The sequence below is a fragment of the Thalassotalea euphylliae genome, assembly GCF_042682785.1.
GTDB classification, from domain to species: Bacteria; Pseudomonadota; Gammaproteobacteria; order Enterobacterales; family Alteromonadaceae; genus Thalassotalea_F; species Thalassotalea_F euphylliae.
In genome coordinates this window covers 386,491-408,165 of the sequence record NZ_JBHUIB010000003.1, presented here as the reverse complement: position 1 = coordinate 408,165, position 21,675 = coordinate 386,491, and the positions used below count along the sequence as shown (strand labels likewise).

The window sequence follows — 21,675 nt, the reverse complement described above, 5'->3', positions numbered from 1 at the left end:
ACTACTCCGGGAATACGCGATTACGCTGCATCAATTTGCCCAAAATACTGTCGAAAGACAAAGACGCAGCTTTAGAAAGTTTTTCAGCTAAGCCTTTTTTTGTCTCAAACTTCAAGGCAATAACTTTTCGAGTTTTCGCTGCTTCATACAGATAATCATCACTCGTTTGTATTTTATCAACCAAACCTAATTCGAGCGCTTTAGTACCGAACCAATGTTCACCTGTTGCAACTTTATCCATATCTAATGATGGACGTCGCTCGCCAACAAAGTCTTTAAACAATTGATGCGTTTCTTCTAGTTCCTCTACGAACTTTTCACGCCCTTTGTCAGTGTTTTCACCAAACATAGTTAATGTGCGCTTATACTCGCCCGCTGTAAGTTGCTCAAATTCAATATCATTCTTTTTCAACAGTTTGTTGAAATTGGGAACTTGGGCAAGAACACCAATAGAGCCAAGAATAGAAAACGGTGCCGCAATAATTTTATTTGCCACACAGGCCATCATGTAACCACCGCTTGCCGCTACTTTGTCGACGGCAATGGTTAGCGGTATTTCTTTCTGGCGAATTCTATCTAACTGAGATGATGCTAGGCCATAGCCATGCACCATACCGCCACCACTTTCCAATCGAATGAATACTTCATCCGCTGGAGTGGCAACAGAAAGTACCGCAGATACTTCTTCTCGTAAGCCAGCAACTTCTTTTGCATCTATGCTGCCATTAAAGTCTAAGACAAATAAACGAGGCTTTTCTTGAGGCTTATCGTCGTCTTTTTGTTTTTTAGCTGCTTTAGCCTTTTCCTTTTCCGCTTTTTTGTCAGCTTTTTCTTTTTCTTTCAACTCATCCTTGCTTAGCAATGCATGTACAATTTCTTGCTCTACATCTTCAAAGTGCTCTGATAAGTCGTCAATCTCAAGGTGACCCTTTTTGCCCTTCTGTTTCATTGCTTCACCAGCGACTACAGCCACTATGGCAATTACAGCCACGACAAAGGTAATCGCTTTTGCGAGAAACAAACCGTATTCGTATAAAAATTCCAACATCATCTCCAATGAGTAGTAAACGCTTTGGCATTCATGCCTTTGTAACACTATATAAGGGTAAACACATAAAAAAAAAGCTCCCGATTGGGAGCTTTTTATATCTATGTGTATTTTTTATTACTTTTACTGAACAACGTCAGTGTTAGTTACCGAAATCAGCTGTCCCATTGTAGCGAAGAAAGTAGCTACTTGAGATTGCATTTCTTGAGTCGCTGCAGCACTTGCCAGTGGGTCTGGTGACTCAGGGCGTGCTGATGGGTCAAGCAATGAGCTATGATGACCATTTACGAAACGCACCGCACCTGATCCTGGCGTTGTTTCGCTTACGCCAGGTAAACCAAGAAGCGCAATAGCAGCTTCCGTACCCGAAAGTGGTGAAGTCGACACGACATTAGGGATAACTTGGTCAGACAAGTTGTCCATTCCATTACCAACGACTTCAATCAAATGAGTTGCCGTTTGCGTTGCTGCCATGATACCAGCGTAGTTTGCTGGGTCACCAGCATCAGTTACTGACTGCGCAGCAAAGGTAAATTGTGCAAATGAACCTTCTAGTTCAGCTTGCTGTTCTGGCGTTAGTAACGCATAGAATTGATTGTAGGCTGCCACTAACTCAGCTTCTGTCGGACCTTCTGGATACATTTGAGCAACAAAGGCCTGGAACTCTTCAGAAACTGACAACGTTAGGTTTGCTTTGATCAAACCACCAAATGAAGGAGATTCCATTAGTAGGTTAGCAACACCGACACCCGGCATACCTAATGACGCTGCAGATACTCTGAATAAACCGTCTACTGCAGGGTCTAATGGTGCATTTGCCATTGCAACTGTATTGATACCACTGATAGCACCTAAAGAGTGACCCAAGAAGTAAACTTGAGAGCCATTCAGGCTGATAGGGTTACCGCCAGCATCAACACCGCCAGCGAAGTTTAGACCAAAACGCAAACCAAGCGTATCAATCGTACTTTGACGAAGGTTGTCACGTGTCGTCAATAAATTCGCCAGGTTCATGTAGTGAGTAGCTGAAACTGTCGATGCATTTAGTTCGTCAACACCATCGCCATCTAAATCAAAACCACGACTACCGTGAATTGGATGGTCAATGGCAGCAGTTGCAATACCCATCACAGATAAGATACCAGTAATTGCTAACATATCTTCTTTCTTAGACGTAATGCCGTGTTGAAGAATAGCTACTGGCCAACCGCCTTCAGGCTCAACTAAGTCTGCTGGTAAACCAAATGCTGGTCGTACAGCATTAGCATACGTTAAGTCTGGGGTTGTTACTTGAACCGTTAGGCTCATATCTGCACGTTTAGCAGGTAACGGATTAAACTTAGTGATGTTACGCTCTGTATCTAGCGGGAACGCAGCACTTAGGTCACGCAAGCCAGGAGCTGGTAAACCGGCAGCTGCAGATAACGCCATACACAACGCGTCTGATTCACTTACTGGATCAGAAGGAATAGCTTCAGGGTTTTGTGCAGCTAAACCAGCTAACATGACCGCTGAATCACACTGTGCTTTCCACCAATCATTCACCGGTGCTAATGGGTTTTCAGCACTTGGCGTACCCAAGTAGTATGGCAAGGTAATAGAGCCTTGCATGTAATTTGCAGAGCGATAAACGAACTCTAGTTCAGCTGGAATAGAAATACCTTGTGATAAAAGCGCTTCGTATACTGAGATAGATGTGTCAGCAATACCAATAGTTGGTACGTTACCAAGCTGAGCATTTTGTGCCATCACTTGTTTCAACGTACCTAATGCATCAATAGTTGACTGGGTTGTCATTGCCATCGTGTAAATAATCGTAGATTGATCTACACCTGCAGCAGCAACCGCTGCTTCGTAACTATTTACTGTTGATTGAAGTGCCAACTGTGCTTCTGAGCCAAGAGGCTTAGTATTCACGTCTTGTTGCACTAGCTCGTATGTTGTAGAGCCCGCAATCGCTTTACCGCGGTCATCGGCCAACGAGTCCGTCAACACAACAATATAAGAGGTTTTCGCTTTGAGTGGTTTCAACGGAACAACTGCAATGCTGTTACCCGATTTTTGAGCGACAAAGTCAGACCCAAATGTTAGCTCTTCAACAACGCGACAAGCGATACCAGAAGGTAACGTTGCGCAGTCTTCAGAAGCAGCTGTTGGACCACCAAATTCGGTTTCAAAAACGCGCACAGACGCAGGGTTGAATACTGTATTACCGTCAAGACTAACGCCTTCTGGCAAATCAATATCTAAAACGAAAGGCTGAACCGTTGACCAGCCATCTAGCGCGCTTGCAGCAACTAGAGGGTCAGAGAAGTCTGTTGGGTCGTCAACAGGAAAATTAAGAGTGCCGTCTGTTGTACCTTGGAAAAGTAAGTCATTTGGTACTGAAAGAACGCCATTTGTTGGATCAAAAATAACACGTGATGTTGGTGTAGTTACTGGTCCGTTCTCAGCAACGTCTTTTTCAACATCTTTTATGGTTTCATCGTCACAGCCACTTAATCCGAGTGCACCTGCGATCGCCATACAAAGAACTAGCTTTTTCATTATATCTCCCCAGAGACTAGTCTACTTATTTTTATATTTAAAACTGTTATTTTCTTTGCCGTGTAACACGACCAAGTTAACTAGTTAGACCAGTTAAACTTACCCCAAGATGGGGTCAAGTGCTAGCGCTTTTTTAGATTTCATGGACTTATTTCCATAAATAGTATGAATTTTGATAATTAATACTCGTCACTGCTTTCAGAGCAGAGTAAAATTGCGCCACGCAAAAGAAACTATTGAATCGGTTACTAATGTTCGATTACGAAATCAAAGAAAACAGCCTTCATAATAAAGTTATTTTAGTCACAGGCGCAGGAGATGGTATAGGCAAGCAAGCTGCCAAAACCTACGCGCAATTAGGGGCTACCGTAATCTTGCTGGGCCGCACCGTTGACAAGCTAGAAAAAGTATATGACGAAATTGTTGAAGCAGGTCACCCTGAGCCAGCTATCGTTCCTCTAGATATGAAAGGTGCAACCAAGCAAAACTATATTGACTTGGTAAATACGATTGTCGATCAGTTTGGAAAACTTGATGGTGCACTACTCAACGCATCAATATTAGGTGAGTTAACGCCTTTTACTACCATACATGAGCAAACGTTTGACGATGTAATGCAAGTAAACGTAAAAGCCCAAATGCTCATCTCACAAGCGTTGATCCCTGCTCTTGTCGAATCAAAAGGCTCGCTTGTTTTCACCTCTTCTGGTGTAGGTAATAAGGGCCGTGCATATTGGGGACCTTACAGTATGTCTAAATTTGCGACTGAGAGCATGATGGAACTCATCGCTGATGAGTATGAAGATACCGGTTTGCGCACAAACGCGATAAATCCGGGTGGCACAAAAACACCAATGCGCGCAACAGCCTACCCAGCAGAAGACCCTGCAACTGTTGCAACACCTGAGCAGATAATGCCGTTATATGTCTATTTGATGTCTGACGATAGTAAAGAGATCAATGGACAAACTATAAAAGCGCAACCGCAACGAAAATAGCCATTAAAAGCACTCTTTCAATAACAAAAAAGCCAGCGACTAATCGCTGGCTTTTTTATCTTACTTCGTTCGAGCTTATCTAAGCTCTCGACGTAATATTTTACCGACGTTAGTCTTCGGCAACTCGTCTCTGAATTCGATAAGTTTTGGTACTTTGTAGTTAGTTAAATGCTTCCCACAATGCTCAATGATATTCTTCTGCGTTAACGAATCATCTTTTTTAACAACGAATAGCTTGATAATTTCTCCGCTAACTTCGTGCGGTACACCTACAGCAGCTGCCTCAACAATGCCTTCATGCATCATCGCTACTTCTTCAATTTCGTTAGGGAATACATTAAACCCTGAGACGATAATCATGTCTTTCTTACGATCAACAATTTTGAAGAAACCACGTTCATCCATTTCGGCAATGTCACCCGTAGCAAGCCAACCATCTTTTAATATCTCGTCAGTCGCTTCTTGGCGGTTGTAGTAGCCTTTCATGACCTGTGGGCCTTTAACACACATTTCCCCCGCTTCACCAATATCTGCTTGGCTGCCATCTTCACGAATAATTTTCACATTCGTTGACGCAGCTGGAACACCAATAGTACCGTCATAACCGTCGAGGTTATATGGACTCATTGATACCATTGGCGAACACTCAGTTAGGCCATAACCTTCTAAAAGACGCGTTTTCGTCAAGTCTTGCCAACGCTCAGCAACTGGCTGTTGAACCGCCATACCGCCACCTAGCGTTAATTTAAGCGTAGAGAAGTCCAAGTTGGCAAAACCTGGCGTGTTCAATAAACCATTGAACAATGTGTTTACACCAGTAATCGCCGTGAAAGGATACTTTGCTAACTCCTTGACAAAATTTGGCATATCGCGCGGGTTGGTAATAAGTAGGTTTGTTCCGCCCAGCGTCATGAACGTTAGGCAATTCGCTGTTAACGCAAAGATATGATAAAGCGGTAACGCTGTTACCACTAACTCTTCACCTTCGTTCAACATTGGGCGAATAGCAGCTTTTGCTTGTTCAAGGTTTGCTACCATATTGCGATGAGTCAGCATGGCACCTTTTGATACGCCGGTTGTACCACCGGTGTATTGTAAGAACGCTAAGTCTTCGCCTTTAATTTCGACAGGGTCAAACGTCAAACTAGCACCCTTTGAAAGCACTTGATTGAATTTAATAGTATTTGCCAACTGAAAGCTAGGTACCATTTTTTTGATGTACTTAACAACAAAGTTGACTAACGCCCCTTTTACTCCGCCAAGCTGATCACCCAGACTAGTCAAAATGACATTTTCAACCGGGGTGTTAGCAACAACCTCTTGCAACGTATGTGCGAAATTTTCGACAATCAACATCGCTTTTGTGCCAGAGTCATTTAACTGATGTTCCAACTCGCGAGCGGTATATAGTGGGTTAACATTAACCACTGTTAAACCTGCTTTCAGTGCACCAAATAAAGCAATAGGGTATTGCAATGTATTTGGCACCATAATAGCGAACTTATCGCCCTTTTTAAGCCCTAGGTCCTTTTGAAGATAGGCAGCAAATGCAGTTGCCTGAGATTCCAGTTCTCGGTAGCTGATTTCAGCCCCCATATTGATAAATGCGGTGCGGTCAGCATAAACCTTTACGTATTTATCGAACATCTGATCAATAGATGCGTACTTATCGGGGTCAATGTCGTGTGGAACTCCTGGAGGGTAACTTTTCTCAAGCCAAATTTTTTCCACCATCCTCTCCTCTTTCTAAACGTGACACTCGTGGCTATTGTAATTTTAATAGTATTATCAACCTCAATTGATAACGCCACTGTTAAATCGGGTCAAAACACTAGATGTCAGACCTCCGAGCTTTTACTCGAAAGTTCCGCATAGTTTCATATTTTGAATAAAAATCCTAGTGTTTTGTTGCACTAACGGTTAAGGCTTAACCAAAAGTCGTGGATTTTCGCCGCGACAGCGCCCGGATGCTCCATATGTAGGTGATGACCGCCTGGCAATTCGTGAATAGTTATGTCGGTTATCACGCTAGAAAATACATCGATGCCTTGCTTCACCATGTCATAACCTTTTTCACCACGAATTACACAAACAGGACTCGTCACGTCAGCCATTAACTGCTTTGCCTGAGCTAATGTAAGACGGTAAGGTGACGTGTTTCTGAGCCGACTATCAGATCGCCAGATAAAATCAGAGCCCTGCTGCATAATGCCTCGCTTTACTATCAATGTCGCAGCCTCCAAGGTTAGATCTGATACAGCGACACGGGCTTTGATTGCAGACGCCAAGTTAGGGTGCCGGTTTTTTTGTTTGCTTTGGTTACTGATACGACTAAGTAAGCCTTTTCTGAGCTGTGTTGTCGTACTTTCTGCCTCACCTGCCACTAAGCCAATTGAGTCTATCAACGCAAGAGAGCGCACTTTTTCAGGAAATGCAGCAGCAAATGCCGACGCAATCATTCCCCCCATAGAATGGCCAATAATGTCAATCTGCTGCCACTGATTGTGCTCGAACAGTTTCAGTAAATCATATACCCAATCAATAAAGTGATAATGAGCATCACTACTACGATGTGAGGAAAAACCATGTCCTGGCCAGTCTATCGCAATATATCGACCAGGCTTGAGTTCAGGTAGTAACGGTAAGAAACTTGCGGCATTATCTAGCCACCCATGCAACAGCAACACAGGTGGTAAATGTGGGTCGCCGCAGGCTACTCCATGCAGTGTTAAGTCACCAATTTCATAACAAATTTCGTCTACTTGTAGCATGCTAATATCGGGAATGTTGTTTAGCTAACGCGTACAGGAAGAGTAATCCGATCGCCATCCAAATAGCAACCCAAGCAAGTTCGGGGATTAGAGTTAAGTTGGCCAGAGTCGCTCCATCTCCTCGAGCATGACCATCAACGAGATATAGCGGGCTAATCACAGCATTCAGCAATATCGTCAACCCCAGCAATTGCACTAATCTATTTAACCATCGACTAGTCGCAAACCTCAACTTGGCGAGTAATACCGTTGCCAATACGAGTAAAATAACGAGAGTAAATAAATCACGAGTCCATAAAACTAAACAAACCGTTATCAGGACAAGTAATAGCGCAATAACTGTTTTGGTCAGCTTAGCGTTGTATGATGCCAACTGGAAAATAAGGTACCCCCAGAGTGCTGCCCCGGCATATCCAGCAAATGCTGTAAAAAAACGGATACCACCTAATGTCGTACACAAACCAGCACCATTTAACATCAACTCTATGCGAATAATTTTCCCGCCAGTGAGAATGGCAGCAAAGCCGTGGCTTATTTCGTGGAAAAAGCTTTCAAACCAGTTAAATGGAAGCGACAAAAACGGAACTTCTCTGATGATGGCGGCAGCTAAAAGAACGAGCCAAAATTGGTGTTTATTCCAAAAGGATGGTGACCTAGTGACTGTCATGAAAATCCTTTTAAGATGCGTGTTAAGCGTAAATGTCGACACCTAGCAGTTGCTGGACACTATCTTTTCGCTCAAGGTTGTCGACAGTTTGATATGCACCAATAGCGCGACTATTTCGTTGTGAAGGTGCGTCATAGGTCGTGTTATTGCGTTGTTGTGCTTCTCTATCGCGATCAAGCACTGCAATAGCATTTTGATCTATTGATATGCGGTTAACACGTTGCTGTTCTCGACTGTTTTGTTGATCATTTTGCAGACGTTCGCGCTCCGCAACTTGCTGATTTTGCTGTTGCGGAGTAACCTGCTGCTGATTTGAAATGACCTGAGTCGACAGGTTGCTGTTATTAACTTGCATCTTATTAATCTAGCAAATATTTGTGTACCTAGCTATTCTCGGCCCGGCAGCTTTTTCCACGACACAGTATCTCGCACGTAAACAGGCTGTGCCAGTTCTGCAGGTTGAGTATCACCATCTGCCACATGGCGTCGAGCACACCCGAGCATATACTTAGCATGAGGATATAAAATAGTAATGTCCTCACTATTACTTGCCAACCCAGCGAGTTGCTCTTGGTATGACTGCCAGCCAGTACCAGCACCGTAAACATTGGTGCCCTCGCCTAGATGCTCAGCAAATGCTTGCGGCGGCATAACACGTTCCTCACCTCGCAACGTCATAATACCCGACTCTGCTAGCTCGTAATTTGCGCAGTAGACTTCTGACATGCGGGCATCGATAGCGACACTAACATCGTGCTGATGTTCAACTTCAAACGCTTGCTGCGCCATAGCCTGCATTGTTGATATACCTACTGTTGGTAAATCTGCAGCAAATGCTAATCCTTGAGCGACACCTATACCAATACGAACCCCTGTAAAACTGCCAGGTCCCCTGCCATAAACTAGTACATCAAAATCCGTTAACTTGCAGTCCGCTTGATGCAGTAATTTGTCGACCATTGGCAGCAATACCACACTATGCGACTGCGGGCACAATTGAAAGTCACTGAAAATTTCGTTATCGAGTTGGATCGCAACAGAACATGCTTCTGTTGAGGCATCAATGGCTAATAATTTCACTACTACTTCGTCTCACTGTGTAAGTGCGCCAAAAACTGGGTCGCTGAGTCTGTATCTCTGCTGCGACGCATATCTGGCAAACTTTTCAAAAACACTTGCCCATAAGGGCGATTTACTAAACGATTGTCACAGATAACCAACACACCTTTGTCTTGGACATCACGTATCAACCGCCCAACCCCTTGTTTCAAGGCAATGACTGCCTGTGGAAGTTGGATATCAGCAAATGGATCTTTTCCTTGGCGCCTTGCGTCCTCGCTCCGTGCTTGTAACAACGGATCATCGGGTGACGCAAAAGGTAGCTTATCGATAATAACACACGTTAGCTTATCTCCCCTAACATCAACTCCTTCCCAAAAACTTGATGTTGCTAATAGCACCGCTTCTGGCTCCTCAACAAAGGCTTGCAATAAATTACGCTTCGCCATCTGCCCCTGAACTAGTAGACGGTTTGGAATGGCATCCTCTAGGAGTTCCGCGACTAGGTTCATGACACGATAGCTGGTAAACAACATAAAACAAGCACCGCCTGACGCTTTGATCAGAGGAATGGCTAAGTCAGCCAGTGCCTGTGGGCGCTTTGCATCATTAGCTTCAGGCAAATAACGCGGTACAATAAGTTGAGACTGCGTGAGATAATCAAAAGGACTATCTAACATCAACGTATGCTCTGTGTTTAACCCTAAAGGTCGGGCAAAGTGCTCAAAGCCATTGTTTACGGCAAGTGTCGCACTGGTAAATATCCAACCAGCACCGGAGTCTTGAACCACCTGACTAAATTTATCTGCAATTGATAAAGGCGTTTGATGAAGCACAATATGGCGTCTGGTCGTTTCATACCAAAGACTGACTTCGTATGCCTCTACGTTGGCAACAATGTCATATTTTCCAAGCAAACTAACCGCACGTTCAAAGCAGTTATCTACCAATTCATTACGAGAAACATTGAGTTTTAAAACTTGATATAAAAAATCTAAGTCCGTTTTAATATGCTCAAACGCTTGCTTGATACGTGGCAATGAAACTTTCTCTCGCCAGTTACCACGCTCAGGATCATGAGCAAAAAGCAACCGAAAGTCTTGGCAAGTACGTTCAAGTTTTTCAGCAGCCTTGCCAAGTTGCTTCACATCAGTCACGGTTGTTTTGTAGGCTTGAATAACATCACTGCAAAGTTCTAACACTTGCCGCGTTGAAAATGAATCACCGAAATATTCACTCGCAATATCCGAAATTTGGTGAGCTTCGTCAAAGACAACCACATCCGCTTTAGGTATCAACTCGCCAAAGCCAGTATCTTTGAGTGCCATATCCGCAAAAAACAAATGATGATTGACAACAACAACATCCGCGTCAATTGCTCGCTGTCTCGCTTTTACTAAGTAGCAATCCTCAATGTGAGGACAGTCGCGAGCCAGACAGTTGTCCACTGTACTGGTAATATGCGGGAAAACAGTTGAGTCTTCTGGAATAGTATCTAGTTCGCCAATGTCGCCCGCTTGAGTCGCGTTTGCCCACTTTCTAACGTTAACAAAGTCTGCTAGACCTTGGGCATCCAATACACCCCGAGTATGTTGAAACTGCTCGAGTCGATATAGACAAAGGTAATTGGCTCGCCCTTTTAACAGCGCCATTTGGGCACTTGTTTTGAGCGCTTTCTTGATCAAAGGTAAATCTTTATGAAACAACTGCTCTTGCAGCGTTTTGGTACCCGTTGAAATTATCACTTTCTTTTCCGAAAGTAATGCAGGAATTAAATACGCGAAGGTTTTACCCGTCCCTGTGCCCGCTTCAACAATTAACGTCTCTTGCTTTTCAATCGCACTTTCAACCGCCATCGCCATATCTAACTGAGCCTGACGCGGCGAGAAACCATCAATGGCTTGTGCTAAAATCCCATTTGATGAAAAGGCGTTGTGTGTAGATGTCATACGTGAGCTGCTGTCGTTTCGAGCCACGTATTATAGCGATTAGCAATGAAGATTAAACAAAAATATCCAGGTGTTTTTTGGGTATTTCTTCTTCGCCTTCCATACTTCGATTAACTTGTTCTAGTTGCTCTTCAATATCTTCTTCTTTGGTACTGTCAGGCGCATTATGTTGTTGATACTGCTTTTCGGCATGTTGATGGGTAACGGTATTTTTTTCATGCTCATCAAGGTGCTCATGTTCTTCATCCATCGCCTTAAGCGAAGATTCTTTAGTTACATTTTTTACCTTTAACTTACTCGGTTCTACCTTATTCGGTACGACCCTCGTGAGCTGCGTTGTAAAAATATCCATGTTTACCTCTCATCATTTGCCCTTTCAATTAAATCGAACGAGAACAAATAAACTGTTTGAGCCTTAATGCCAGAACTTGGTGCATCTATGATAAGTATAGCGCAACACTATTTTCTTTATATCGGCACACCACGTTATAAGTTTAATTTGACTGGCTTAGCGTTAATTGTCATATAAAACTATTTTTTGTCATAAAAGAATCATATTTAAGGGTTGCGCTAACATTATTTAGCCAGTATGGTAATTAGCAATTGACGTACAAACAAAAACAACAGAAAGAAACGTTGGCGTCAGCAAAACTTGAACAGAATTGATTATTAGGACAAACGTAAATGTGTTTTAACTTGAGCACTATCCATCACCATCATCATACGGATTAGCCGCTCAGGTTTATTCGCTGAGGGGCTATGGCTCTTTCAGCGGTAAGCGAATTAGAACAAAATTCCTAAAAACCCCGAAAGAGTCAAACTCTCTCGGGGTTTTTTACGTTTAAGAGTTTTATTTTTAACAATTTAATTTACACGCTTAAATTTATACACATAGGAAATGGGAAAATGACTACAGAAACTCGCTTACGCATCGCTATGCAAAAGTCAGGTCGCCTTAGCGATGAAACGCAATCACTGCTAAAGCGTTGCGGTTTAAAACTGAACGTTGCTGATAGGCGTTTACTCGCGCATGTTACCAACATGCCAATTGACATTATGCGAGTTCGTTCGAGTGACATTCCCGGCCTTGTCATGGATGGCGTATGTGATTTAGGTATTGTGGGTGACAATACCCTAGAAGAGACTGCGTTGGAGCGCGAACTCCTTGGCCAAAACTCTGCTTACGAAAAAACAACAGGTCTCAATTTTGGCGGCTGTCGTTTATCACTTGCTATGCCAGAAGAATTTGAATACACCGGTTTAGATTCATTGAATGGCTTGCGTTTTGCTACCACCTACCCACAACTTTTAAAGCGTTTTGCACAAGAAAACGGTATCAATGTTGACTTCTGTCTCTTGAAGGGGTCGGTAGAAGTTGCACCTCGCGTTGGATTAGCCGACGGTATTTGTGATCTTGTCTCAACAGGTGCCACCCTAGAAGCCAATGGTCTTAAAGAAGTTGAAGTTATCTACCGTTCAAAGGCGTCGTTAATTCAAGGTGTGGAACTTGCGCCTGAGAAACAAGCGATTTTGGATACGCTACTGCCTCGTATCCAGGGTGTCATGAAAGCAAAAGAAAGTAAGTACATCATGCTGCACGCACCAAAAGACAAATTGGCTGAAGTCAGTAACCTTATGCCGGGTAAAGAAACCCCTACAGTGCTCCCCTTAGCAGGTCGAGATGATTTAGTAGCCGTTCATGTCGTGGCTACCGAAACGTTTTTCTGGGAAACCATGGAAAAACTAAAGGCACTCGGTTGTGACTCTATTCTTGTCATGCCGATAGAAAAAATGATGGGTTAATGCGCACAAGCAATGTCTAAAGATAGAGAGCAAAACGACATGAATACATCCAACCAGGCACGTAGTTTATTACCTACAACTACTTGGTCAGCACTTTCAGAGCAAGAGCAACTAAATGCGCTAGCACGTCCAGCGATTGCAGAAAGTGGTTTATTGGAAACGCAGGTAGACAACATTATCAATCAAGTGGTTGAACAAGGTGATGCTGCACTGATTAATCTTACAGAGCGTTTTGATGGCATTCGATTAGCCTCATTGCGCGTCACTGAGGCGCAAGTCGAGGCAGCCATTAACAGTTTGTCATCGACACGTTTAGCAGCCCTTGAAACGGCTTATGGACAAATTAAGCGATTCCACGAAGCTCAAGTACAAAACGATGTTGTCGTTGAAACGAGCCCTGGCGTCACCTGTATTTTGAAAACAGAAGCAATTGAAGCGGTAGGGCTTTACATCCCTGCAGGCACAGCACCATTGCCGTCAACGGTACTGATGCTGGGTGTTCCAGCTGAAATCGCGAATTGCCCTCGCAAAGTGTTGGTATCTCCACCAGACAAAAACGGTGATATTGCGCCAGAAGTGCTTGCCGCAGCCAAACTATGTGGTATCGACGAAATTTATGCTGTTGGTGGCGCTCAGGCAGTTGCAGCGCTTGCCGTTGGTACCGAGACAATTGCACCAGTGAACAAGGTGTTTGGTCCAGGCAATCGCTTTGTGACAGAGGCTAAAAAGCAACTTTCCCAAAAGATCCCAGGCTTTGCTATCGACATGCCAGCAGGTCCTTCTGAAGTCCTTGTTATTGCTGACATCGACGCCAATGCCGACTTTGTTGCTGCCGATTTGCTTTCGCAAGCTGAGCACGGTGAAGACAGTCAGGTTGTTTTACTCTCTGATTCGAGCGCGTTGATAGATAACGTACGCGTCGCTTTGGAAAAACAACTAGAAGCGTTACCTCGTGCCGATATTGCGCGAGCAGCACTATCAAAAAGTCGTTTAATTCTCACCGACGACATTACTATGGCGGTTGATGTATCAAACCAATATGGCCCGGAACACCTGATAGTCCAAACAGAGAACCCTAATTCATTAGTAGGCCAACTTCGTAACGCGGGTTCTATTTTCCTTGGTGCCTACACACCAGAATCTGCTGGTGATTATGCGAGCGGCACCAACCACGTGTTACCAACATACGGCTACTCAAAAGTCGTCAGTAGCTTATCTCTGGCCGACTTTTCGCGCCGATACACCGTGCAGCAAATAACAAAGCAAGGTTTAACCAATCTAGCGCCAGCTATTATCGAATTGACTGACGCAGAGGGCCTGATGGCTCACCAGAAAGCAGTTACTATTCGATTGGCAGATTCAGGTACAAAAAATGGAGGCGATGCATAATGTCTGCGTCTATCAATAACATTGCTCGCGAAGAGCTTATCGACATGGTGCCTTATCAGTCCGCTAGACGCCTTCAAAAAGCAGATGGTGATGCAAGTGGACAAAGTGCATTTAATGACAAAATTTGGTTAAACGCTAATGAAGCATCAGGCCAAGGCGAATATAACCTCAGTGCCGATTGCATCAACCGCTATCCTGACTTTCAGCCTGACAACCTGCTAAGCGCATACAGTGAATATACGGGTTTACCAACAGAACAACTATTGGCAACTCGCGGTGCTGATGAGGGTATAGAACTTATCATCCGCACCTTTTGTAAAGCGTATCGTGACAGCATCTTAATTTGCCCACCAACCTATGGCATGTATGCCATTAGCGCCGAAAACCATGGCGCGGGTATTGTAAAAGTACCGCTAATAAATAACACGCTAGACGTTGATGGTATTGTTTCAGAGCTTGACCAAGTCAATGTCGTCTTTTTGTGTTCTCCTGGTAACCCAACTGGGAATTTACTTCCGAAAGCACAAATTAAAGCGGTACTCGATGCTGCGCAAGATAAGGCAGTTGTGGTTGTTGATGAAGCATACATCGAATTTTCACCACAAGACTCCGTACAAAGTTGGTTAGGCGACTACCCGAATTTAGTGGTGCTACGCACCTTGTCCAAAGCATTTGCGCTTGCCGGTTTACGTTGCGGCTTTACGCTGGCATCGAGTGAAATCATTACACTGCTAAGTAAAGTCATTGCGCCTTACCCTATCTCAGCCCCTGTTGCAGAAATTGCGAGTCAAGCGTTAACCGGTGATAACTTAAACATTATGAAAGCACGTGTAAAAGAAACAAATGCACTGCGAGCGCAATTCATTGACTGGCTCAATGAGCAAGATTGGGTAGAAGACGTCTATGCAACGGATGCCAACTTTGTGTTGTTTAGAACAACATTAAAGAATGAAATTTTTGATGGATTAAAACAACAAGGTATTTTAATTCGTGACCAGTCTAAACAGTTACAACTCAACAACTGCCTTAGAGTAAGTATCGGCAATCAAAGTGAGATGGAAACGTTAAAAACGTCTATAACGGGTTTAGTAACAACATTAAGAAGTGGCAATACAAATAACACAGTAGTAGGAGAAGCCAACTAATGACAGCACAGAATATATTATTTATTGACCGCGACGGTACATTAATTGAAGAACCGCCTGTTGACTATCAAGTAGATACGCTGGAAAAGTTGGTATTTGAACCTAATGTCATTCCCGTTTTATTGGCGTTTCAAGAAAAAGGATATCGTCTTGTGATGGTATCTAACCAGGACGGCTTGGGCACAGACAGCTACCCTCAAGCTGATTTTGATTTGCCACACAACAAAATGATGGACTTGTTTACGTCGCAAGGTATAACTTTTGATGAAGTACTTTTGTGTCCACACTTTGAAGAAGACAATTGTAGCTGCCGCAAACCAAAGCTTGGCTTGGTATCAGACTACTTGCAGCAAGGCAAAGTGAACTTTGCTAATTCTTATGTCATTGGCGATCGAGAAACAGACATGCAGCTCGCTGCCAATATGGGCATTCAAGGCATCAAGTATAACCGTGAAGACAAGAACTGGAACAATATTGCTGAGCAGTTACTGACAAACCCTCGTACTGCATCAGTTACAAGAACAACAAAAGAAACAGACATCACCATTGATGTAAACCTTGATAAAACAGGTAGTAGCATCAACACAGGTTTGGGCTTTTTTGATCACATGCTTGAACAGATATCTACACACGGCGGTTTTTCACTGAACGTGAGCGTAGAGGGTGATTACCACATTGATGAGCACCACAGTGTTGAAGATACCGCACTAGCCTTAGGGAGTGCCCTAAAACAAGCGCTTGGTGATAAGCGTGGTATCGGACGTTTTGGTTTTGTGCTGCCGATGGACGAGTGTCGCGCAGAATGCGCGATAGATTTATCAGGTCGACCTTGGCTTGAATTCGATGCCAATTTTACCGACAGCCGCGTTGGTACCATGTCGACACAAATGGTCTCGCACTTTTTCCGCTCACTTGCCGACAGCATGGCTATCACCCTGCACTTGTCGACAACCGAAGGCAACTGCCACCACCAAGTAGAAAGTCTCTTCAAAGTATTCGGCCGTGCACTTCGTCAAGCGATTGCCGTGCAAGGCAATGATTTACCTAGCTCGAAAGGTGCACTTTAATGGCTAATGTAATTGTAGATACAGGTTGTGCCAACCTATCGTCCGTTAAGTTCGCTATAAAACGACTCGGCTTTGAAGCAGATATTACCGATGATATTGCACGCATCAAAGCAGCAGACAAGGTGATACTACCGGGTGTCGGCAATGCTAAGCATGCAATGCAAAACATCCAAGAAAAAGGACTCGTTGAGTGCATTCAATCGCTTACTCAGCCCGTGCTTGGCTTTTGCCTAGGCATGCAGCTAATGTGTCGAGACTCTTTAGAAAGCTCTGTTGGCAACAACACAGACCTTATTGATTGTTTGAATGTTGTGCCTACCTCAGTAAAACCACTTGAAGCAAAAGAATTAAGGTTGCCTCATATGGGCTGGAATACGTTGACAAGTGTCATTGAACACCCCGTATTTAAGGGTGTTAGCGTAGGTGATTATTTTTATTTTGTTCATAGCTTTGCAGCGCCTGTAAGCGAATATACCGCGGCAAGTTGTGAATACGGCAATGAGTTTTCAGCAGCTATCGTGAAAGACAACTTTATCGGCTGCCAGTTCCATCCTGAGCGCTCAGGTGAAAATGGTAGCAAGATTATTAAAAACTTTTTGGAGATGTAAGGTGTTAATCCCTGCAATTGATTTAATTAATGGTGAAGTTGTCCGTTTATACCAAGGCGACTACGCACAAAAAACCAGTTATGAAACCTCTGCCGCACAGCGACAAGCCTTATATTTTGAGGCGGGTGCACAAGTTATGCATTTCGTTGATCTAGATGGTGCAAAAGACAGCAGCAAACGCCAGCTAACGCTATTAAAAACACTAGTGAACCACCCAAGTATGACGATTCAGGTAGGCGGCGGTGTGCGCAGCAAATCTGATGTGGAAGATTTGTTAGCATTAGGCGCTGATCGCGTTGTGATTGGCAGCCTTGCAATTAAGCAGCCCGAACTCGTGCGCGCTTGGATAGAAGAATTTGGTGGCGAGAAGATTGTGCTGGCTTTAGACGTCAAAATCGACGAAAACGGCAATAAAACGCTACCTACACATGGTTGGATTGAAGACAGTGGTGTAAACCTTGAAGAGTTATTGGACGACTACATTGCCGCGGGTCTTATTCACGTGCTTTGTACCGATATCAGTAAAGATGGCACGTTATCAGGCAGTAACGTAGGCATGTACCGCGAGTTATGTAGCGAATACCCAAGCATAAAATGGCAAGCTTCAGGAGGTATCGGTTCACTTGATGATATCGAGGCATTAAAAACAACTGGGGTAAGTGGTGTAATTCTTGGCAGATCGCTGCTTGAAGGTAAATTTACCTTAGAAGAAGCTATCGCATTATGGCCAAATAACTTTGTTTCAGTCGCTTCTTCAGCGAGTACAGAGGGAGCTAAATAATGTTAGCTAAGCGAATTATTCCTTGTTTAGACGTGCGTGATGGCAAGGTGGTGAAAGGGGTAAAATTCCGCAACCACGAAATCATCGGTGACATTGTCCCACTCGCTCAAAAATACGCAGAAGCAGGTGCTGACGAACTCGTATTTTATGATATTACTGCCAGTTCTGATGGCCGAGTAGTGGACAAAAGCTGGGTTAGCCGTATTGCCGAAGTCATCGATATTCCTTTTTGTGTAGCCGGTGGAATAAAGTCAGAGCAAGACGCCAAAGACATTTTGATGATGGGTGCAGACAAAATTAGTATTAACTCGCCCGCCCTGCAGGATCCAACATTGATTGAACGCTTAGCCGATCATTTTGGCGTGCAATGTGTTGTTGTTGGCATTGATAGTTACTTTGACAAAGAAACTGGCGCTTACCAGGTTTATCAATTCACTGGTGATGAGAGTCGCACGCAAAAAACAAGTTGGCAAACGTTTGACTGGATTGAAAAAGTTCAGCAACTAGGCGCTGGTGAAATTGTGCTTAACTGCATGAATCAAGATGGCGTCCGTCAGGGCTATGACATTGAGCAACTTAAACGTGCGCGCGATGTCGCCAATATCCCACTCATTGCTTCTGGCGGTGCAGGCGAAATTATTCACTTTACCGACGTATTCAAACAAGCCGATGTTGACGGAGCACTTGCAGCCAGCGTATTTCACAAAGGTATTATCGATATGAGCGAGTTAAAGCAAACGTTAAGAGCTGCTGGTGTCGAAATAAGGATTTAATCATGATTGTAACAAAAGAGAATGCAAGCGAATTAGCTTGGGAAAAAATGGACAACCTACTCCCAGCGATTATTCAAGATAGCGCTACTGGCGCAGTATTAATGCAGGGCTTTATGAACCAAGAGTCACTGCTTGCGACGCTTGAATCAGGTAATGCAACATTCTTCAGTCGCTCGAAACAGCGGTTATGGATGAAAGGTGAAAGCTCTGGCAATGTGCTCGCTGTCAAACAGGTACTGTCTGATTGTGACAAAGACTCGATCTTAATTTCAGCAGTCCCGCATGGACCTACTTGCCACTTAGGATTTAGATCGTGTTTCCCAGAAGAGGAACTGACACAACAGAATTTCCTATCGCACCTAGAACGTTATATTTCAACACGCAAAAACGATCCTGTTGAAGAAAGCTATACCGCTCGTTTACTTGCAAAAGGTACAACCAAGGTTGCCCAAAAAGTGGGGGAAGAAGGTGTGGAAGTTGCCCTAGCAGCCGTTGCCGAAACGAAAGAAGACTTACTGGGCGAATGTGCAGACTTGTTTTATCACACTCTCGTCTTGCTTCAAGACAAGAACATTGAGCTTTCAGAAGTAATGGCAGTGTTGCAACAACGTCACGGCAAGTAACCCTCTTCCCTTATAAGGTTGGCTGGTCTAGTTTGTTTTAGGCCAGTCACGCTCTACACTTTTATTTACCACCATCAAACTTGTTGTAAGGCATGAAGTTTGTTCTCGCGCTGGCGCTTTCTTTAGTCATATTTTCACAGGCTTTAGCGGAAAGTATCGTTATCTATATACGTGATGATGTCTATGACGACTATGTATCTTTTCTCAATGGACGTGATGTATTGAGCATTAGTGACTTTTCAGGGAAAACGATCCGTCGTGACGTGGTAGATATGATCATCGCACAGCAAGCCTTAACGCTAGGAGGCTTCGAACACTCGTTTAGCTACGCCCCCGGAAAAGTAAATTTCCGCAATACCAAAATGCTTGAACTTGGTCAGCTTCTCATTAGTTTCGATTCCTATTGGCTTAACGATGCTAATGCAATGCGCGAACACCTATACGTTTCAGATGCCGTTATCAGACAAGGCGAGTATATTGCGGGAATTTACACTACGCCGAAAAACAAAGACGTATTGAGTATCAGTAAATTAGAAGATTTGTCAGCATTTTCTGCTGTATCAACACCCAAATGGCGGACTGACTGGCTGACATTATCCAACCTCCCTATCAAAGAGCTTGTCCGAGAAGATGAATGGCTCAGCATGGCACGCATGGTGAACATGCAATGGGTTGATTTTATGTTGATGCCCTTTCATTCAACGGCAGACAGAAGTTTTACCTTGGAGAGCATTAAGTTGGTGCCGGTGCCCAATGTTGCCATTGCACTATATGACAGCCGCCACTTTGTCATCAGTAAGAAACATCCCTATGGTGAAATAGCCTTTCATGCTATTCAAAGAGGATTGAAGCAGCTTCGCGCACAGAAAAAAATAGTTGCCGCGTATCAACAAGCACGCTTTTTCCTACCTAGAGATGAAATCAAAATTTTAAATGAAACATCAAGTAATTAGCCATACACAGCGGGTTTTTAAGCCAATTTCCATTGCAAAAATGTTGCAATTCTGTATACTTCCGTCCCTGTACTCAATGGACAAGATAATCACTAATCGCTAAGGAATGGCAATGTTTAGATATTGGTCTATTAAAAGATACGGTACCTGCTTTTTACCGACTTTAGAAAAACGTTACGGCAAACTGCCTTATTATAACGCACATCAAATCCGCTCTACTGTTTACCAAAAAGATTTCAATCCAGAATTTTTGCCGTTGGCTTACATGCTTTTTCTGACGCCAAGTGAGCTGAGCAGTGTACTTTCAGCAGAGTTTCCTGATCTTAATGTTGAAGAATATAAACTCGATATAATTAGCTATTTGCAAAGCAAAAGTTATCAAGGCTACCTAAACGTCTTGCAGCAAGCGAGTTAATCATTATTTAACAAATCGTTATAATAGTTTGTTGCGTGTAATGAGTTGAAGTGGTTGAATAACCTTTCGTTATTCAACCCGCATATCTCTCTATGAACTGGCAAATAAAAGCATTTAACGAACTCACACTTGATGAGCTCTATGACATCTTAAAGCTGCGCATCGATGTATTTGTTGTCGAACAAACTTGCTATTACCCTGATTTAGACGATTTAGACAGACACCCAGGTACACTGCACGTATTTGGTTATCAAGATGATAAAATAGTAGGCTATTTACGCATACTGCCTAAAGGTACGACATACCAAGAATATAATTCTATCGGCAGAGTGATTGTGAGTGATGCGCTAAGAGGAGCAGGGCTGGGCCACAACCTAATTGCTCATGGAGTTAAAGCGTGCCAAGAGCAGTTTCGTGAAAACGACATAAAAATTTCTGCGCAAGAGCACCTTGCTAAGTTTTACCAAACACATGGTTTCAAACAAGTTACCGATATGTACCTAGAAGATGACATTCCACATATCGGTATGCTCTTATCTGAGGCTTACACTAGCCGTTAACCCGCAAAAAACTGAATAATATTTACGATTGCTAATACCAACATACAGATAAAGGTAGAAATCATGCCAATAAAGCGCGGCATAGACGTACCCTTTGTTTTCGTTAAACCAACGGTATGCAGCAATCGCCCTACTACAAAAGTAATACCTGCGATATGCAACCAAGCATCATCAACATTACTTAATTCTGCTCCAGCCATTAACAGCATCGCTAGCGGCATGTATTCAGCAAAGTTACCGTGAATACGAATAGCCTTATCCAATTCACTGTGCTCGCCCGCACCAAGCCCTACTTTATATTTAAAGCGAAAGCGAATCACATTAAATGCTAAAGCAACAAACAAAATAGCCAGAATACTGGCATAAAGTGCTGTAATCTCTATGGAAAAGTTCATTTTCAAAACCTCTTATTATTTTTACCTTAGCTTACCCAACGAACGGGTTAATGCCTATAGCGAAATATGACAGAAATAGGCTATAAACGTCGTTATTTAAGAACAAAAAAGCCGACAGGAGCCG

General features: G+C 43.5%; 22 protein-coding genes. 12 read left to right on the top strand and 10 right to left on the bottom strand.

Going from position 1 to position 21,675, the window contains the following annotated elements; translation table 11 throughout:
• Position 1: 1 nt before the first annotated feature.
• The gene (gene sohB / locus ACFSJY_RS09070) at positions 2–1,045 is read right to left on the bottom strand and encodes a protease SohB (protein WP_386034997.1); all 1,044 of its coding nucleotides are present in this window, start codon (positions 1,043–1,045) and stop codon (positions 2–4) included.
• A 126-nt stretch (positions 1,046–1,171) separates the two neighbouring features.
• Complete coding sequence (locus ACFSJY_RS09065; protein WP_386033461.1) at positions 1,172–3,595, bottom strand: VolA/Pla-1 family phospholipase; 2,424 nt, start codon at positions 3,593–3,595, stop codon at positions 1,172–1,174.
• A gap of 251 nt (positions 3,596–3,846) precedes the next feature.
• Here ACFSJY_RS09065 and ACFSJY_RS09060 point away from each other — a divergent pair, with 251 nt between their 5' ends.
• Positions 3,847–4,593 (top strand): YciK family oxidoreductase, encoded by a 747-nt coding sequence (locus ACFSJY_RS09060; protein WP_386033459.1) that lies wholly within the window; start codon positions 3,847–3,849, stop codon positions 4,591–4,593.
• A gap of 75 nt (positions 4,594–4,668) precedes the next feature.
• Here the strand turns inward: ACFSJY_RS09060 and fadD are convergent, their stop codons facing one another.
• The 7 genes from fadD to ACFSJY_RS09025 form a co-directional block, all read right to left on the bottom strand.
• On the bottom strand, positions 4,669–6,324 hold the full coding sequence (fadD, locus tag ACFSJY_RS09055) for a long-chain-fatty-acid--CoA ligase FadD (RefSeq protein ID WP_386033457.1): 1,656 nt from the start codon (positions 6,322–6,324) through the stop codon (positions 4,669–4,671).
• A gap of 182 nt (positions 6,325–6,506) precedes the next feature.
• Positions 6,507–7,364, bottom strand: a complete 858-nt coding sequence (locus ACFSJY_RS09050; protein WP_386033455.1) for an alpha/beta fold hydrolase — start codon at positions 7,362–7,364, stop codon at positions 6,507–6,509.
• A 1-nt stretch (position 7,365) separates the two neighbouring features.
• The gene (locus ACFSJY_RS09045; RefSeq protein WP_386033453.1) at positions 7,366–8,031 is read right to left on the bottom strand and encodes a M50 family metallopeptidase; all 666 of its coding nucleotides are present in this window, start codon (positions 8,029–8,031) and stop codon (positions 7,366–7,368) included.
• A 22-nt stretch (positions 8,032–8,053) separates the two neighbouring features.
• A complete protein-coding gene (locus ACFSJY_RS09040; protein ID WP_386033451.1) occupies positions 8,054–8,386 on the bottom strand; it encodes a hypothetical protein in 333 nt (110 codons plus the stop codon).
• Positions 8,387–8,418: 32 nt separating this feature from the next.
• Positions 8,419–9,111, bottom strand: a complete 693-nt coding sequence (gene tsaB, locus ACFSJY_RS09035) for a tRNA (adenosine(37)-N6)-threonylcarbamoyltransferase complex dimerization subunit type 1 TsaB (RefSeq protein ID WP_386033449.1) — start codon at positions 9,109–9,111, stop codon at positions 8,419–8,421.
• A 2-nt stretch (positions 9,112–9,113) separates the two neighbouring features.
• The gene (locus ACFSJY_RS09030) at positions 9,114–11,039 is read right to left on the bottom strand and encodes an ATP-dependent DNA helicase (RefSeq protein WP_386033447.1); all 1,926 of its coding nucleotides are present in this window, start codon (positions 11,037–11,039) and stop codon (positions 9,114–9,116) included.
• 52 nt (positions 11,040–11,091) lie between these two features.
• The gene (locus ACFSJY_RS09025) at positions 11,092–11,391 is read right to left on the bottom strand and encodes a hypothetical protein (protein ID WP_386033445.1); all 300 of its coding nucleotides are present in this window, start codon (positions 11,389–11,391) and stop codon (positions 11,092–11,094) included.
• A gap of 554 nt (positions 11,392–11,945) precedes the next feature.
• On the opposite strand from ACFSJY_RS09025, the gene hisG reads away from it, so the two are divergent.
• From hisG to ACFSJY_RS08970, 11 genes are all read left to right on the top strand, one after another.
• The gene (gene hisG, locus ACFSJY_RS09020; RefSeq protein WP_386033443.1) at positions 11,946–12,842 is read left to right on the top strand and encodes an ATP phosphoribosyltransferase; all 897 of its coding nucleotides are present in this window, start codon (positions 11,946–11,948) and stop codon (positions 12,840–12,842) included.
• Between the two features lie 39 nt (positions 12,843–12,881).
• A complete protein-coding gene (gene hisD, locus ACFSJY_RS09015; protein ID WP_386033441.1) occupies positions 12,882–14,231 on the top strand; it encodes a histidinol dehydrogenase in 1,350 nt (449 codons plus the stop codon).
• Entirely contained in the window at positions 14,231–15,376 is a 1,146-nt protein-coding gene (hisC, locus tag ACFSJY_RS09010; protein ID WP_386033439.1) for a histidinol-phosphate transaminase, read from the top strand. The genes hisD and hisC overlap by 1 nt, the downstream gene beginning before the upstream one ends.
• Positions 15,376–16,443 (top strand): bifunctional histidinol-phosphatase/imidazoleglycerol-phosphate dehydratase HisB, encoded by a 1,068-nt coding sequence (hisB, locus tag ACFSJY_RS09005; RefSeq protein ID WP_386033437.1) that lies wholly within the window; start codon positions 15,376–15,378, stop codon positions 16,441–16,443. Before hisC ends, hisB begins: the two co-directional genes overlap by 1 nt.
• Positions 16,443–17,051, top strand: a complete 609-nt coding sequence (hisH, locus tag ACFSJY_RS09000; protein ID WP_386033435.1) for an imidazole glycerol phosphate synthase subunit HisH — start codon at positions 16,443–16,445, stop codon at positions 17,049–17,051. The genes hisB and hisH overlap by 1 nt, the downstream gene beginning before the upstream one ends.
• Before the next feature lies 1 nt (position 17,052).
• Complete coding sequence (gene hisA / locus ACFSJY_RS08995) at positions 17,053–17,832, top strand: 1-(5-phosphoribosyl)-5-[(5-phosphoribosylamino)methylideneamino]imidazole-4-carboxamide isomerase (RefSeq protein ID WP_386033433.1); 780 nt, start codon at positions 17,053–17,055, stop codon at positions 17,830–17,832.
• Positions 17,832–18,605, top strand: a complete 774-nt coding sequence (gene hisF / locus ACFSJY_RS08990) for an imidazole glycerol phosphate synthase subunit HisF (RefSeq protein ID WP_386033431.1) — start codon at positions 17,832–17,834, stop codon at positions 18,603–18,605. Before hisA ends, hisF begins: the two co-directional genes overlap by 1 nt.
• Before the next feature lie 2 nt (positions 18,606–18,607).
• Complete coding sequence (hisIE, locus tag ACFSJY_RS08985; RefSeq protein WP_386033429.1) at positions 18,608–19,228, top strand: bifunctional phosphoribosyl-AMP cyclohydrolase/phosphoribosyl-ATP diphosphatase HisIE; 621 nt, start codon at positions 18,608–18,610, stop codon at positions 19,226–19,228.
• 92 nt (positions 19,229–19,320) lie between these two features.
• Complete coding sequence (locus tag ACFSJY_RS08980) at positions 19,321–20,181, top strand: hypothetical protein (protein WP_386033427.1); 861 nt, start codon at positions 19,321–19,323, stop codon at positions 20,179–20,181.
• A 112-nt stretch (positions 20,182–20,293) separates the two neighbouring features.
• The gene (locus ACFSJY_RS08975; protein ID WP_386033425.1) at positions 20,294–20,596 is read left to right on the top strand and encodes a hypothetical protein; all 303 of its coding nucleotides are present in this window, start codon (positions 20,294–20,296) and stop codon (positions 20,594–20,596) included.
• A gap of 92 nt (positions 20,597–20,688) precedes the next feature.
• Positions 20,689–21,156 (top strand): GNAT family N-acetyltransferase, encoded by a 468-nt coding sequence (locus ACFSJY_RS08970; protein WP_386033423.1) that lies wholly within the window; start codon positions 20,689–20,691, stop codon positions 21,154–21,156.
• Here the strand turns inward: ACFSJY_RS08970 and ACFSJY_RS08965 are convergent.
• Positions 21,153–21,551 carry an MAPEG family protein gene (locus ACFSJY_RS08965; protein WP_386033421.1) on the bottom strand — a complete coding sequence of 133 codons (399 nt, stop codon included), beginning with the start codon at positions 21,549–21,551 and terminating at the stop codon, positions 21,153–21,155. The two genes, ACFSJY_RS08970 and ACFSJY_RS08965, sit on opposite strands and share 4 nt — an antisense overlap.
• Between the last annotated feature and the right edge of the window lie 124 nt (positions 21,552–21,675).